The sequence below is a fragment of the Amycolatopsis sp. NPDC005232 genome (assembly GCF_040607795.1).
Classification (GTDB): Bacteria; Actinomycetota; Actinomycetes; order Mycobacteriales; family Pseudonocardiaceae; genus Amycolatopsis.
On sequence record NZ_JBEXHL010000004.1, the window covers coordinates 163,510 to 177,734 of the forward strand.

The 14,225-nt window shown below is 71.4% G+C and carries 15 protein-coding genes; 12 read left to right on the forward strand and 3 right to left on the reverse strand.

From position 1 onward, the window contains the following. Window positions 1–44 precede the first annotated feature (44 nt). From ABZU76_RS10225 to ABZU76_RS10280, 12 genes are all read left to right on the forward strand, one after another. Window positions 45–1,304 (forward strand): ATP-binding protein, encoded by a 1,260-nt coding sequence (locus ABZU76_RS10225; RefSeq protein WP_354867082.1) that lies wholly within the window; start codon window positions 45–47, stop codon window positions 1,302–1,304. Next, window positions 1,301–1,990, forward strand: coding sequence for a response regulator transcription factor (locus ABZU76_RS10230; RefSeq protein WP_204091841.1), 690 nt, complete (start codon window positions 1,301–1,303; stop codon window positions 1,988–1,990). Before ABZU76_RS10225 ends, ABZU76_RS10230 begins: the two co-directional genes overlap by 4 nt. A 196-nt stretch (window positions 1,991–2,186) precedes the next feature. Next, window positions 2,187–3,170: a Ppx/GppA phosphatase family protein gene (locus ABZU76_RS10235; RefSeq protein WP_354867085.1), complete on the forward strand. Its 984-nt coding sequence runs from the start codon at window positions 2,187–2,189 to the stop codon at window positions 3,168–3,170. Next, complete coding sequence (locus ABZU76_RS10240) at window positions 3,167–3,325, forward strand: hypothetical protein (protein WP_285970812.1); 159 nt, start codon at window positions 3,167–3,169, stop codon at window positions 3,323–3,325. The genes ABZU76_RS10235 and ABZU76_RS10240 overlap by 4 nt, the downstream gene beginning before the upstream one ends. Further along, a complete protein-coding gene (locus tag ABZU76_RS10245) occupies window positions 3,322–5,124 on the forward strand; it encodes a hypothetical protein (RefSeq protein ID WP_354867087.1) in 1,803 nt (600 codons plus the stop codon). The genes ABZU76_RS10240 and ABZU76_RS10245 overlap by 4 nt, the downstream gene beginning before the upstream one ends. Window positions 5,125–5,369: 245 nt before the next feature. Further along, a complete protein-coding gene (locus ABZU76_RS10250; protein ID WP_354867089.1) occupies window positions 5,370–6,176 on the forward strand; it encodes a sugar phosphate isomerase/epimerase family protein in 807 nt (268 codons plus the stop codon). Window positions 6,177–6,297: 121 nt separating this feature from the next. After that, window positions 6,298–7,152, forward strand: a complete 855-nt coding sequence (locus ABZU76_RS10255; RefSeq protein ID WP_354867091.1) for a thioesterase family protein — start codon at window positions 6,298–6,300, stop codon at window positions 7,150–7,152. A gap of 24 nt (window positions 7,153–7,176) precedes the next feature. Next, window positions 7,177–7,989 (forward strand): pyrroline-5-carboxylate reductase, encoded by an 813-nt coding sequence (proC, locus tag ABZU76_RS10260; RefSeq protein WP_354867093.1) that lies wholly within the window; start codon window positions 7,177–7,179, stop codon window positions 7,987–7,989. A gap of 186 nt (window positions 7,990–8,175) precedes the next feature. Then, window positions 8,176–8,391 (forward strand): helix-turn-helix domain-containing protein, encoded by a 216-nt coding sequence (locus ABZU76_RS10265; protein ID WP_101436173.1) that lies wholly within the window; start codon window positions 8,176–8,178, stop codon window positions 8,389–8,391. Between the two features lie 197 nt (window positions 8,392–8,588). Beyond that, on the forward strand, window positions 8,589–8,690 hold the full coding sequence (locus ABZU76_RS10270; protein ID WP_007030867.1) for an AURKAIP1/COX24 domain-containing protein: 102 nt from the start codon (window positions 8,589–8,591) through the stop codon (window positions 8,688–8,690). A gap of 274 nt (window positions 8,691–8,964) precedes the next feature. Further along, entirely contained in the window at window positions 8,965–10,011 is a 1,047-nt protein-coding gene (locus ABZU76_RS10275) for an NAD-dependent epimerase/dehydratase family protein (RefSeq protein WP_354867096.1), read from the forward strand. After that, window positions 10,008–11,027 (forward strand): lysophospholipid acyltransferase family protein, encoded by a 1,020-nt coding sequence (locus ABZU76_RS10280; protein WP_354867097.1) that lies wholly within the window; start codon window positions 10,008–10,010, stop codon window positions 11,025–11,027. The genes ABZU76_RS10275 and ABZU76_RS10280 overlap by 4 nt, the downstream gene beginning before the upstream one ends. A gap of 27 nt (window positions 11,028–11,054) precedes the next feature. Here the strand turns inward: ABZU76_RS10280 and ABZU76_RS10285 are convergent, their stop codons facing one another. From ABZU76_RS10285 to ABZU76_RS10295, 3 genes are all read right to left on the reverse strand, one after another. Further along, entirely contained in the window at window positions 11,055–11,963 is a 909-nt protein-coding gene (locus ABZU76_RS10285) for an HAD-IB family hydrolase (RefSeq protein ID WP_220247323.1), read from the reverse strand. Window positions 11,964–12,085: 122 nt separating this feature from the next. Further along, window positions 12,086–13,168 carry a DUF5667 domain-containing protein gene (locus ABZU76_RS10290; RefSeq protein ID WP_354867099.1) on the reverse strand — a complete coding sequence of 361 codons (1,083 nt, stop codon included), beginning with the start codon at window positions 13,166–13,168 and terminating at the stop codon, window positions 12,086–12,088. Window positions 13,169–13,291: 123 nt separating this feature from the next. After that, complete coding sequence (locus ABZU76_RS10295) at window positions 13,292–13,996, reverse strand: sigma-70 family RNA polymerase sigma factor (protein WP_354867101.1); 705 nt, start codon at window positions 13,994–13,996, stop codon at window positions 13,292–13,294. Window positions 13,997–14,225 lie beyond the last annotated feature (229 nt).

Sequence of the window (14,225 nt, forward strand, 5' to 3'; positions counted from 1 at the left end):
CCAGGACTGGTCCGAAAGGCTACCGGGATGCTTACGATTCCCTCGTGACCACGCCTGTTGCCCTGATCTCGGCCATCGGCGCTCTTGTCGTCGGCGCGGTCGTCGGGTTCCTCATCGCCCGGGCCCGGGCCCGGAAGGAGACGGCACGGCCGGCGGGACCGACCGTGGCGGAGCTACTCGATCGGCTGATCCGGTCGTCCAGGAGCGGCGTTATCGTCCTCAACCGCTTCGGGGACCTCGTGCTGCACAACCCGAGGGCCTACGAGCTCGGCCTGGTGCGCGTGAACCAGGCCGACCCGCGGGCCCGCGCCGCCGCCGAGCAGGTGGTGGAGACCGACGAGCCGATGGAGATCGACCTGTCGCCGCTCGAGAACCGCGGGAGGCGACAGCCCGAGGCGGTGCTCGGCGAGGTCCGCCCGCTCGGCGACGGCTTCACCGTGGTCGAGGCCGTGGACCACTCCGAGGCCATCCGCCTGGAAGCCGTGCGGCGCGACTTCGTGGCCAACGTGAGCCACGAGCTCAAGACCCCGGTGGGCGCGATCGCGCTGCTCACCGAGGCTGTGCTCGACGCGGTCGACGACGTGGACGAGGTCCGCCGCTTCGGCAGCAAGATCCTGCGCGAGTCCACCCGGCTGGGCACGCTCGTGACCGAGCTGATCGCGCTTTCGCGCCTGCAGGGCGCCGAACGGCTGCCGGACCTCAACGTCGTCGAGGTCGACGCCGTGGTGCGGGAGGCGCTGGGCCGGACAACGTTGTCGGCGGAGTCGGCGGAGATCACCATCACCACCGACACGGCGAGCGGCCTGCTCATCGAGGGCGACCGGACGCTGCTGGTCACTGCGCTGTCGAACCTGCTGGAGAACGCCGTCGCGTACTCGTCGCCGGGCAGCCCGGTGTCGATCTCGCGCCGGCTCGCCGACGGCATGGTCGAGATCGCCGTGACCGACCGCGGCATCGGCATCGCCGAAGACGAGCAGCAGCGCGTGTTCGAGCGCTTCTACCGCGCGGACAAGGCCCGCTCCCGCGCCACCGGCGGCACGGGGCTGGGCCTGGCGATCGTGAAGCACGTCGCGGCCAACCACGGCGGTTCGGTGGGCCTGTGGAGCAGACCCGGCACCGGGTCCACGTTCACGCTGCGGATCCCCGCGCACGTCAGCCCCGAGCCCGGCGGCGACGGCGCGCGTGGCAAACAGCAGACCCAGCCCGCCACCGTGGTGCGGCAGGACAAGACCCCCGAGCGGACACCCCGGCTCGTGGCAACCGGGCAGGAGCTCTCCAGCCCAGACCATGGAGGAAACCTGTGACGAGGGTTCTCATTGTCGAGGACGAAGAGTCCTTCGCCGACCCGCTCGCCTTCCTGTTGCGCAAGGAAGGTTTCACGGCCGCGGTGGCCGGGACGGGACAGCAGGCGCTCGAGGAGTTCGACCGCAATGGTGCCGACATCGTGCTGCTCGACCTCATGCTCCCGGGTATGAGCGGCACGGACGTGTGCAAGCAGTTGCGCCAGCGTTCGGCCGTGCCGGTGATCATGGTGACGGCGCGCGACAGCGAGATCGACAAGGTCGTGGGCCTCGAGCTCGGCGCCGACGACTACGTGACGAAGCCCTACTCGGCCCGGGAACTCATCGCGCGCGTGCGCGCGGTGCTGCGCCGCGGCGGCGAGCCGGGCGCGGAGGGCGAGCTGGCGCCGCTGGTGCTCTCGGCCGGGCCCGTGCGGATGGACGTCGAGCGGCACGTCGTGACCGTGGACGGCGCCGAGGTTTCGCTGCCGCTCAAGGAGTTCGACCTGCTGGAGTACCTGCTGCGCAACGTGGGCCGCGTGCTCACGCGCGGCCAGCTCATCGACCGCGTGTGGGGCGCCGACTACGTCGGGGACACCAAGACCCTCGACGTCCACGTGAAGCGCCTGCGCTCGAAGATCGAGCCCGACCCGGGCTCCCCGCGCCACCTCGTGACGGTGCGCGGCCTCGGGTACAAGTTCGAGACGTGAGCCGCCGGTAGGTAAAACACCGGAGCACGGCCGGCGTGGCGGGGTTTTTTCTTGCCGCTCCGGCCGTTTTGGCTCCTGGGAAAACGCTTTATTTTTCACCCTGTGCGGGCGTTCGGCCACGCAGAGTCGAGCCCGGACCGAGTGGTGTTGGTTACAGTTTCGAGACCTGGCTGTGGGACCGGTACGCTGGATCCTCGTGCGCCTAGGGGTACTCGACGTCGGGTCCAACACCGTCCACCTGCTGGTGGTCGACGCCCATCGTGGTGCGCACCCGACGCCCATGCACTCGGAGAAGGCCGTGTTGCGCCTGGCCGAGCAGATCACGCGATCCGGCGAGCTCAGCCGCGCGGGCTCCGACCAGCTGGTTCGGGCCGTGGAGTCGGCGCGCGCTTCGGCCGTCCGGCTCGGGTGCGAAGAAGTGATGGCCTTCGCGACGTCGGCGGTGCGCGAAGCCAAGAACTCGGCGAAGGTGCTGGCCAGAGTCGCGGAAGAGACCGGCGTCGAGCTGAAGGTGCTCTCCGGCGTCGACGAGGCGCGCTTGACTTTCCTGGCCGTGCGGCGGTGGTTCGGCTGGTCGGCCGGCCAGGTGCTGGTGCTCGACATCGGCGGCGGCTCGCTGGAGGTCGCGATGGGCCGCGACGAGGAGCCCGTGCTCGCGGAGTCGCTGCCGCTGGGAGCCGGGCGCACCACGCGCACGCGCTTCCGCCACGACCCGCCCACGCGTTCGGAGGTCGTGGCCACTTCCGCGTGGCTGGAGGGCGAGCTCGGCGGGCTCGCGAAGAAGGTCGCGAGATGGGGTGAACCCGATCGGGTGGTGGCGACGTCGAAGACGTTCCGCTCCCTGGCCAGGCTCACCGGCGCGGCCCCCTCGGCGGCGGGCCCGCGCGTGCGCCGTACGCTCACGGACACCGCGTTGCGCCAGCTCATCGCCTTCATTTCGCGCATGCCCGCAGCGGACCTCGCGCAACTCGAGGGGGTCAGCTCGAGCCGGTCGGCCCAGCTCGTGGCGGGTGCTCTGGTGGCGCAAGCCGCCATGCGGGCGCTCTCCCTCGAAGAACTCGAGATCTGCCCCTGGGCACTGCGAGAGGGTGTCATCCTGCGACGGCTGGACCATTCCAACGGCGCGGACGAAACTGGGGCCGCCCTCACCGGCGTTTCGGCGAACGGGGAGGACCGGTGACAGCAGCGGACTGGACTTCGGTGACGGAAAACAGGCACGGTGAAGAGGTGACGGACATGCACAGCACGGTGTTCAGCGCGCGCGGCGCCGCCTGCGTCCGGCCGCCGGCTCGTGCCGTGGCCAACCCCGAGCGCGCTTTGGACAGCACGGTATGACCGACGAGAACGGCGCCCCGCCCCAGAAGACCGTGGCCGAACTGCTCGCCCAGCACGGGCAGCAGGTCGAGGGCTCACGGCGGCGCAGGCGTCGCGCAGCCGAAGACGACGAAACCCCCGAGCAGCCGCCGGAGAGCGGCCGTCGCGCCGCGGGTGTGAGCGACACCGCCCCGCAGGCGATCATCGACCGCGTGACCAGCGACGGCGGCACTCCGCCGCCGCCTTCGCGCTCGGCGGGTGGCCGTCGTCGTTCGGACGGGCCCGCGGCCCCCGCGCCGCGGGCGGTGCCGCAGGAGTCGGGGCCGATGCAGCGTCCGCCTGCTCCTCCCGCCGGTCCTCAGGGACCGGGTGGGTTGGCTGGTCCTGGTCCGGGTCCGGGTCCTGCGGGTCCGGGTGGCCCTGGTGGTCCTGCCGGCCCGCCGACGCGGTCGGTCCGGCCGGTGAACGGGCAGCAGGATTCCGGGTACGTTCGTCAGCCTCCACCCGAGTCGGGGCAGTTCGCCCGGCCGCCGGCTCCGCCGCAGGAGTCCGGGCAGTTCGTGCGGCCGCAGGAGACGGGTTACACGCGCCCGCCGGCTCCGCCGCAGGAGTCGGGCCAGTTCGCGCGGCCGCAGGAGTCGGCGCAGCTGCCGGTTCCGCCTTCGCCTTCAGCCGAGTCGAGCCAGTTCGTGCGTCCGCCGGCGCCGCCGCAGGAGTCCGGCCAGATGCCGGTGCCGCCGCGCGGCCGTCCGGCGCGCCAGCAGCCGGTGCCGCCGCCGGGTGCGGAAGAGACCCGCAACCAGGTGCCGCCGGTCCGCCGTCGTCCCGGCCCGCCGCCCGCGCCGGGCGGCACGCTGACGTCGCGCCTCGACGGTCTTGACGGAACGCCCGACGCCGACGTGCCCGAGCCGCCCATGGCCAGTGGCGCGTTCCCCACGGGTGCGCCGCAGCGTCCGCGCCGGGCGCCGGCCCGCCGTCCCGCGCCGCAGCAGGACCCGCACACAGAGCAGTTCGACGCCGTGGCCGGGGTGGCGCCGGAGGCGCCTGAGGTGGCTCCCGGTCCTGGCCCGGGTGGTCCTGGGCCGGGTGGTCCTCGCCCCGGTGGTCCTCCCGCTCAGCCGCCGGGCTTGGCGGGTTGGCGCAAACGTCGTGAGCAGGAACAACTCGAGGACACCGAGATCGGCGTGATGCCGGTCGTCCCGGGCGAGTCCGCCGACGCCTACGCCGACGAGGACTACGCGGCCGACGACTACGACGAGCCGTACGCCGCCGAGGGCGGCTACGACGGCGGCCCGCCCACCATGGCCGCCCCCGCCGACTTCGACGCCGGCCCGCCCACCGCGGGCTACCCGGCGCCCATGCCGTTCGCCCCGGGCGGCGGCCCCGTCGACGACCTGTCCGAGTACGAGCGCGAGTTCGCCCAGCCGGGCTCCCAGGACTTCGACGGCGACGACTACGGCTACGACCAGCACGGCGACTACGAGGACGACTACGACGACGTCGCCCCCGAAGAGCCCGCCGCCGCTCCCGTGGCCGCAGAGCCGGCCCTCGAAGGGTCTCCTGGCAAACAGTGGCTCACCCTCGCGGGCCAACTGGCCCTCGGCGTCGTCGGCGGCGCCGGTGTGTGGCTCGGCTTCAACTGGCTCTGGGTCAACCTCGCGCCGGCCGCCCTCGTGGGCGCCCTGCTGGTGATCGTGGCGCTGGTGTGGATCGTCCGCAAGATCCGCCGCGCGGAAGACCTGCAGACCACGCTGCTGGCGATCCTGGTGGGTTTGGTGGTGACGGTGTCACCTGCCGCCCTGTTGCTGGTGGGGCGTTAGGCGGTTTCGGGTTTGTCGGGAACTCCCGGTCTCGCTGGTCGCGGGCCGGGAGTTCTTGCGTTTACGGCGGGGGACGGCTTGAGCTTCGCTCGCCGTGGTCAAGACCACCGCGTGAGCCGCCTGGTGTTTGCGGTTGACGACACCCCCGACCTCTCGCCCCAGCCAGGCGCTGTCCCCATCCGCGAACACGCGCCCACCCCACAGCACCTGCGACACGCCCACCCGGGGCAAGGCAGGATGTCCCCGTGAACGCGCCTGAGAAGCCGATACCTGTGGGCCTGAGCACTGCGTCGGTGTGGCCCCTGCGGGCGGGGGCGGCGTTCGAGCTCGCGGCGGAGCTCGGGTACGACGGGGTCGAGGTCATGGTGTGGGCGGACCCCATCAGCCAGGACGTCGCGGCGGTGCGCCGGTGGTCGAAGCGCACGAACGTGCCGATCCTTTCGATCCACTCGCCGTCGCTGTTGATCACGCAGCGGGTCTGGTCGCCGGATCCCGAGATCCGGCTGCGGAAGTCCGTGGAGGCCGCGGAGCAACTGGGGGCGCGGACGGTCGTCGTGCATCCGCCGTTCCGATGGCAGCGGCGCTACGGGGACGCGTTCGGGGACCTCGTGGACGAGCTGGAAGAGAAATCCGGCATCGAGGTCGCCGTGGAGAACATGTTCAAGGTGCGTCCGCCGGGTGGGTCGCGGAACGCGCGGGTGTCGGCGTTCCGGCCGTCGATCGATCCCACGGACGTCGGGTTCCGGCATTACACGCTTGATCTTTCCCACAGCGCCGCCGCGCGGATGGACGCGCTGGCGCTGGCCGAGCGGATGGGGGAGGGCCTGAGCCACGTCCACCTCGCCGACGGAACCGGCGTGCCCAAGGACGAGCACCTCATCCCGGGCCACGGGGGCCAGCCGTGCGCCGAGCTGCTTGAAAAGCTGGTCAGCGACGGCTTCACCGGTCAGGTCGTGCTCGAGGTCAACACGCGCCACGCCATGACCACCGCCGAGCGCGCCCGCGCCCTCGCGGAGGCGCTGCTGTTCGCCCGGTTGCACCTCGGACAGTGACCAGGCCGTTAGCATGATCGGCTGTCCGGGCGGTCCCGGGCCCCGGGACACCCTCATCCGGCTCATCGACACGTAAAGTGCCGACCGTGAACTCGTTGCGATCGTTGAACTTCTCCGCCACATGCGCCGCCGTGGCCGGCCGTTCGTGAGCCGGGCCGAACAGACGGCGACGGCGTTCGACGCGGCCAGCGCAGTCCGCTCCCTCGGAGACGGGACCTTCACGGCCACGCTGAGAGCGGAATGGGCGATCGCGAACCATCCCCACGGCGGGTTCCTCCTTGCCCTGCTCGCCAAGGCCGCCACGGCCGTGCTCGGCGAACGCGGCGAACCCACGGTGGAACCACTGGTGGTCAGCGCCGAGTTCCTGCACGCACCGGCACTGGGTCCGGTGCTGCTGCGCACCGACGTCCGCAAGGTCGGCCGCCGCGCGTCGGTGGTCGGGGTGCGGCTGGAGCAGCGCGGGCGCAGCTGCGTGGAGGCGCGCGTGACGACCGGGCGGCTGCCGATGCGCCGGCCGGACTGGAGCGACGTGCCGCAGCTGCCGGCCGAACCGCCTTCGGGCGCGGTGCCGCTGGGCGCCGAAACCTCCGAAGGCGTGTTCAACCTCTCCTCCAGCTGCGAGATCCGCGTGGACCCGGCCACGGCGGGGTACCTCGCCGGGCGCGCCGGCGACCCGCCGCGGCTGAAGTTGTGGGCGCGTCCGCGAGACGGGATCGGCGACGTCTACTTCGCACTCCTCGCGGGCGATCTCAACCCGCCGGTGGTGGCCAACCTCGGCCGCGTCGGCTGGGCGCCCACGGTGCAGCTCACGGCCTTCCTGCGCACCCGCCCGGCCCCCGGCTGGCTGCGCATCCTCGTGGAATCGCGTTCGGTGCACGAGGCCTGGTTCGACTCCGACGCCACGGTGGTCGACTCCCAGGGCCGCCTCGTCGCGCAGGCGCGCCAGCTCGCGCTCGCCCCGGCACCCGGAGCCTGACGCGCGTTTGGCACTCTCAGTGGCATGAGTGTGATTGCGGTGCTGGGCGCGGGAAAGATCGGCGAAGCCCTCCTGTCGGGGCTGCTGCACGGGGGCCAGGCGCCCGGCGACCTGCTCTTCACCGAGCGCTACGAGGGCCGCGTCCGCGAGCTCGAGGAGCGCTACCCGGGCATGCGCGCGGCCACCGTGGAGGACGCCGCCAAGCGCGCGGACGTGCTCGTGGTCGCCGTGAAGCCGCAGGACATCGAGCCGGTGCTGGCGGAGCTGGCGCCGCTGCTCGGCGCGTCCTCATTGGTCGTCTCGCTCTGCGCGGGGCTGCCGACGTCGCTGTACGAGCGGCGCCTGGCTGACGGTGTGCCCGTGGTCCGCGTGATGCCGAACACGCCGATGCTGGTCGGCGAGGCCATGAGCGCGATGTCGCCCGGCCGCTACGCCACCGCCGAACACCTCGCCACGGTCCACGAGCTGCTCTCGCACGTCGGCCAGGTCGTCGAGGTACCGGAATCGCAGCAGGACGCCGTCACGGCCCTCTCAGGCTCGGGACCGGCCTACTTCTTCTACCTGGTCGAGGCCATGATCGACGCCGGCATCCTGCTCGGCCTGCCGCGCGCGCTCGCGGGGCAGCTGATCATCCAGTCGGCCGTGGGCGCCGCGAAGATGCTCGCCGAGGGCACGGATCACCCCGTGCTGCTGCGCGAGGCCGTCACGTCGCCCGCCGGCACCACCATCAACGCGATCCGCGAGCTCGAAAAGCACGGCGTCCGGGCGGCTCTGCTGGACGCGATCGAGGCCGCGCGCGACCGTTCTGAAGAGCTCGGCCGCGCCCACGAGGACTGACAAAACCGGCAAATAAGACCCGAGTGGGTAATCCGTGCGGCGAAAACCCGCAGGTAGGGGCCCATCCCGGTGACAGCCGTCGCACTAGTCCCACGTGTCCCGCTACCCTCTGGAAGAGCACGTGCGTGTCGATACCACAGGTGGGGAAGCCTCGTGGCGCGACACGTGTCGAAGGACGCGGTAATCATGTCGCCGAACAAGAAGGAGGATTTGCCCTCGGTCGGGCAGGTCCAGTTTTTGACGGTCGCCGAGGTGGCCACGCTGATGCGGGTCTCGAAGATGACCGTGTACCGGCTGGTGCACTCGGGCGAGCTCCCCGCTGTGAGAGTGGGGAAGTCGTTCCGAGTTCCCGAAAAGGCCGTGCACGAGTACCTGCAGGGTGCCTACTTCGACGTCGGATAGCAGTTCCGTGCGGCGCGCCGCTCCGTTGAGGGCGGCGGTTCGACATGGGCTGGACGGTCGCCGGGCATGTGCTCACCCATGCCCGCCGACCGGCCCGCGTCGGCACGCGGGTAACCTGGTAAATCGCTCGTGCCTGTGCGCTCCACCCGTTGGACGCTGCGCCGGGCAGCGTGACCGACGACAACTGAGGAGCGCCCATGGGTTCCGTGATCAAGAAGCGCCGCAAGCGCATGTCCAAGAAGAAGCACCGCAAGTTGCTTCGCCGTACGCGAGTGCAGCGTCGGAAGGCCGGCAAGTGAGCCAGCCCCACAGCTGATGCGCCGTGGCCCGTCCAGTCTCTGGACGGGCCACGTCCATTTGGTGGGCCTTCTCCCCCGATTGAGTGAGGCGTGAGTCGCAATTCTCTGGTGGAGTTGTAAATACGAAGTAAGACCTGGTCAGGGCATCCCCTGGCGCCGGTAACATCGGTGGGGCGTCCGCGCGATGCTTCCAATGAGTGCAGGCTCGTGCACTTCGGGTGATCATCCACCCCCTTACGCCCAGCCGAAACAGCCCAGCCGCACAGGGAGTCCCATGCCGTCGAACATCGTGCTCGTCACCGGGGTCGCGGGAGACCTGGGCGGGAAGCTGCTCGCCCGCCTCGGCACCAACTCCGCCTTCGAGCGCGTGATCGGCGTCGACACCGCGCCGCCCGCGAAAGACGTCCTGCAGCGGATGGGCCGCGCCGAGTTCGTGCGCGCCGACATCCGCAACCCGCTGATCGCCAAGGTCATCAGCAGCGCCGGCGTCGACACGGTGGTGCACACGGCGTGCCTGACCCACCCGGCCGGGCCGAGCCGCCGCTCCGCCGTCAAGGAACTGAACGTGATCGGCACCATGCGGCTGCTGGCGGCCTGCCAGAGCTCACCGAAGGTGCGCAAGCTCGTGGTCAAGTCCACTGCCGCCGTCTACGGGGCGGGGGCACGTTCGCAGGCCGTGTTCACGGAGGACTCGGAGCTGATCCCGACGTCGTCCACCGGCTACGCGAAGGACGCCGTTGAGGTGGAGGGCTACGTGCGCGGCCTCGCCCGCCGCCGGCCCGACATCACGGTCACGCTCGCGCGCTTCGCCAACGTCATCGGGCCCGAGGTCGACACGGTGCTCTCGCGCTACTTCGCGCTGCCGGTCGTGCCCACCGTCTTCGGCTACGACGCGCGCTTGCAGCTGCTGCACGCGTCCGACGCGCTGGGCGTGCTGGAGCAGGCCGTGCTGCAGGACAAGCCGGGCGTGTTCAACGTCGCGTCGGAAGGGGTACTCGGGTTGTCCCAGGCGATCCGCCGGGCGGGCCGGGTGGGGCTGCCGATGCCGAGCGCCGTGGTGCCGTCCGTGGGCAAGGTCCTGCGGGGCGCGCGCGTGGTCGACTTCTCGGCCGACCAGGTCCGCCTGCTGAACTTCGGGCGGGTCGTGGACATCACGAAGCTCAAGAAGGAGTTCGGCTACCAGCCTCGCTTCACCACGCGCGAGGCGTTCGACGACTACACCACGGGCCGCGGCCTGCGCCCGGTGTTCGACGGGGCCCGGCTGGCCTCGCTGGCCGGCAAGGTCCTCGTGGCCGCCGCGACCGGGCAGGCCGGCCGATGAGCCCCGTGACCGGAAGTGAGGCGCACACCGTGAACGGAGCCGAGGCTCAGGTGATCCCGCTGCACGGCCCGGGGCGGGTTACGCAGCCGGCCGCGCCGTCGTCGTCCTCATCGGAGCCGTCTTCGGACGCGCCGGTGGTGGCCTTCCCGGCCGCTCCGCCGTCGCCCGCCGAGCCGGAACCCTTGCCGGAGTCCGTGCGGTCGGCGCTGGCCTTCCTGCGAAACCGGCTGACGGGCGACTACACCGTTGACGAGTTCGGCTTCGACGCCGAACTCACCGAGACCCTCGTGCTGCCGCCGCTGCGCGCGCTGTACGAGAAGTGGTTCCGCGTCGACACCTTCGGCGTCGAGAACCTTCCGACGGCCGGCGGCGCGCTGCTCGTGTCGAACCACTCGGGCACCGTGCCGCTCGACGCGTTGATGACCGCCGTCGCCGTCCACGACGAGACGGGCGGGCGCCACCTGCGCGGCCTCGGCGCCGACCTGGTGTTCAAGATGCCGCTGGTGGGCTCGTTCGCACGCAAGTCGGGCCAGACGCTGGCCTGCAACGCCGACGCCGAACGTCTGCTGAGCGCCGGCGAGCTCGTCGGCGTGTGGCCGGAGGGCTTCAAGGGCATCGGCAAGCCGTTCTCCGCGCGCTACAAGCTGCAACGCTTCGGCCGCGGCGGCTTCGTCTCCGCTGCGATGCGCGCGGGCGTGCCGATCATCCCCGTGTCCGTCGTCGGCGCGGAGGAGACGTACCCGAAACTCGGCGACATCCGCCTGCTCGCGCGGCTGCTCGGCTTGCCGTACTTCCCGGTCACGCCGTTCTTCCCGCTTCTGGGCGCGCTCGGCGCCGTCCCCCTGCCCACCAAGTGGACCATCGAGTTCGGCGAGCCCATCCGCACGGACGACTACACCCCGGACGCCGTCGACGACCCGATGCTGGTGTTCACCCTGACGGATCAGGTGCGGGAATCCATCCAGCAGACCCTGTACCGCCGCCTCGCTCAGCGCAAGAACATCTTCCGCGGCTGAGGCGGGCTCAGCCCGCCGGCGTCGACGTCAGCGTCGGCGGTAAGCCATTCCCGCCGCCACGGCGCCCGCGAGGGCGCCCGCGCCCAGGACCGACGGGACGCCGATCTTCGCCGCCTTGCGGCCCGTGCGGAAGTCGCGGATTTCCCAGCCGCGGGCGCGGGCCACGTCGCGCAGGCCGGAGTCCGGGTTGATGGCCACGGCGGTGCCGACGGCGGACAGCATGGGCACGTCGTTCTGCGAATCGGAGTACGCCGTGCAGCGCTTGAGGTTCAGACCCTCGCGCGAGGCGAGCGCGCGGACGGCGTGGGCCTTCGCGCGGCCGTGGAGCAGGTCGCCCACCAGTCGGCCCGTGTAAACGCCGTCCTTGGTTTCCGCGACGGTGCCCAGGGCGCCGGTCAGGCCTAGGCGCCGGGAGATGATCGCGGCGAGCTCGATGGGCGTGGCCGTCACGAGCCACACGCGCTGGCCCGCGTCGAGGTGCATCTGGGCGAGCGCGCGGGTGCCGGACCAGATCTTGTCGGCCATGAGCTCGTCGTAGATCTCTTCGCTGATGCTGGTGAGCTCTTCGACGGTACGACCGGCCACAAAGGACAGTGCGCGCTCGCGGTGGGACTTGATGTCCTCCTTGTTCTCGCGCCCGCCCAGGCGGAACTTCACCTGCTGCCACACGAAACCGGCGAGGTCGGAGGACGTGAAGAATTTGCGCGCCGCGAGGCCGCGCGCGAAGTAGAAGATCGACGCGCCCATCATCATCGTGTTGTCCACGTCGAAGAACGCGGCCGCGGTCAGGTCCGGCGGCGCCGGGGGCACGGCGGGCTCGGCGTTCGCCGTGATCTGGGCGGCCTCGGCCGACGCCTCGCCCGCGAGCGTGGCGAGCCGTTCGAGCTCCTGACTCTTATCCTTGCCACGCCAAGCTGACACGCACACCGCCTCCACGTTCGGGCACGTCCCGGCGGCCGGGAACGGCCGGGTCCTGACGCACAGCGTAGCGACCATGCGACTCACCCGTTCCAGGTGTGGTGAGGGCCTCGATCAGGGGTTGCCGACGCGCCGCGTGATCACCCGATGACGATGGGCGGAAGGCCCGGCAGCAGTGGCGGGATCGAGATCAACGGCGGCGGCGGGCTGGTCGTCGGCAGCCTCGGCGTCGTCGGCGCGGTGATCGGCGGCGCGAACACCGGCGGCGGAGTCGTAGTGCTGCCGCCGGACGTCGGCGTCGGCGTGCCGGAAACGGCCAGGTCCGGCGAGGACGACGTCCCGGTCGCCGGCGGCACCCCGCTTTCGGTGGGCGTAGGGGTGGAGCCGGGGGACGAAGGCGAAGTCGGTGCGGAGCCGGCAGGACGCGCGGGCTGCTGCGTACACGCGCCCCGCGCCGGAAGCAGGCCCAGCTCGTCGGAGCTGCCCGTGGTGATCTCGTAGCAGTTCAGCCGCGACACCAGCGCCGACGTCCGCTGCTGCACGCGGGTCAGCAGCCCGCGCGCACCACTCAGGTCCGCCCGCGCGGACGTCGGGATCCGCGGCTGCTCGGCCGCCAGCAGCCGCGCCTGCTCCTTAGTCCACGTCTCGAGGTCCGACAGCTGCGTGCGCCCGCTGCCACCCGTCGCCAGAGCCGTCAGCGCCGTGACGCCCGCGCGGACGTCGCTGCTGAAATCACCGAGAGCCGTCCGGTACGCCGAAGGCGACGCGTCCGTCATCAGCCCCAGCTCGCTCACGCGGTTGGCCGCGAAGTCCAGGTGCTTGCGCGCCTTGGCCTCGTCGCCGAACGTCAGCCCCAGCGACGTCTCCTCTCCGGCGCGCTTCACGGTGTACAGCGCGTCGCCCGGCATGGCGTTGCGCGACAGCAGCAGCGTCAGCCCCGCCAGCCCCAGCACGAGCGCGATGCCGGCCGCCACGAGATCGGCCATCCGCGGTTTCCGCCGTCGGCGCACGACTGGCTCGCCGAGCCGGCCCTCGATCTCCGCCCGGATGCGCTCGCGCGTCTCGACGTCGGGCGCGCCCGCCTCGCCCAGCGAGCGCAGGGCGGCGACCACGGCCAGCTCGTCGGCGAACTCGCCGTCGCGCTCCACGGGCGACGGGTCCAGGGCGCGATCGAACCGCTCGTTCTCGGCTCGATCCCGCGAAAACCACCCGGGCACGCCCACGGTGCTGCTCCGTCTCCACAAAGCTTCACAAAGCTCTACAAGCCCCGGCCCTGACAGCCGGTCTGCGTGGAGAAACGATTAAGAAGACGAAGAAGTTACGGTTGCGCCGGGACGTGAAAAAAGTCAGCGCAGCCCGGTGGGCAGCAATTGGGCCAGACGGCGGACAGCGCGGTGCTGCAACGCCTTGATCGCGCCCTCGTTGCGACGCATCACCTGGGCCGTCTCCGCGACCGACAGCCCCTGCAGGAACCGCAGCACGATGCACTCACGCTGGTCCTCGCCCAGTTCGGCGACGCAGCGCAGCAGCTCCGCGCGGGTCGCGCCCGCGATGGCCTGCTGCTCCGGCCCGGCCTGCGCGGCCGGCCCGACGGCCGAAACCGGCGCCGTGCGCGGCTCGCTCACCTCGTCGGTCACGACCTCGAGGCGGAAGCGGCTCGACTTCACGTGGTCGAGGATCAGGTTCCGGGCGATCGTGACGAACCAGGCGCCGACGTCGCGGCCCTGGTAGCTGACCGACGTGATCCGGCGCAGTGCGCGCAGGAACGTCTCGCTCGTGACGTCCTCGGCGAGCTCGCGGTCGCCGAGGCGGAACAGCGCGTAGCGGTAGACGACGTCCACGTACCGGTCGTAGAGCTTCCCGAAAGCCGAGGAGTCGCCCTCCTGCGCTTCGCGGACGAGGTCCCACGCCTCGATCTTGGCGGCTTCGGCGGGGTCCGGGGCCGGCGCGGCCTCGGTGGCGCGGGTCAGCGGGACGGCGGCGGGGCGCCCGAACGCACGTTCGGCGAACATCACGACGGGGCCGCGGTTCGCGGTGGTCGGCAGGGTCACAGGGCGGCACCTCCTGCGGTCCGAAGGCCGCGCGGGCGGCCTTCGCAATGGGCAGCGCCCTTGTCCCCCACACGAGCAGGGAGGGGCCGCGTTGCGTGTTCCACGACCGCGTAAACGGCGCAGACCAGCAAGTTCGTCACGGTGACTCCCTTTCTCGCGTCACCCGGCAGTGATCAACGCCACCCGGCGACGCAGTGCAGCATACGTGTAGTTACCGCGAAGTAGGTAG

Excerpts from the sequence above, each read along its gene's own strand:
- ABZU76_RS10265 (WP_101436173.1), top strand. The coding sequence starts at position 8,176 with ATGTCGCCGAACAAGAAGGAGGATTTGCCCTCGGTCGGGCAGGTCCAG.
- ABZU76_RS10245 (WP_354867087.1), top strand. The coding sequence starts at position 3,322 with ATGACCGACGAGAACGGCGCCCCGCCCCAGAAGACCGTGGCCGAACTG.
- ABZU76_RS10275 (WP_354867096.1), top strand. The coding sequence starts at position 8,965 with ATGCCGTCGAACATCGTGCTCGTCACCGGGGTCGCGGGAGACCTGGGC.
- ABZU76_RS10280 (WP_354867097.1), top strand. The coding sequence starts at position 10,008 with ATGAGCCCCGTGACCGGAAGTGAGGCGCACACCGTGAACGGAGCCGAG.
- ABZU76_RS10270 (WP_007030867.1), top strand. The coding sequence starts at position 8,589 with ATGGGTTCCGTGATCAAGAAGCGCCGCAAGCGCATGTCCAAGAAGAAG.
- proC (WP_354867093.1), top strand. The coding sequence starts at position 7,177 with ATGAGTGTGATTGCGGTGCTGGGCGCGGGAAAGATCGGCGAAGCCCTC.
- ABZU76_RS10255 (WP_354867091.1), top strand. The coding sequence starts at position 6,298 with ATGCGCCGCCGTGGCCGGCCGTTCGTGAGCCGGGCCGAACAGACGGCG.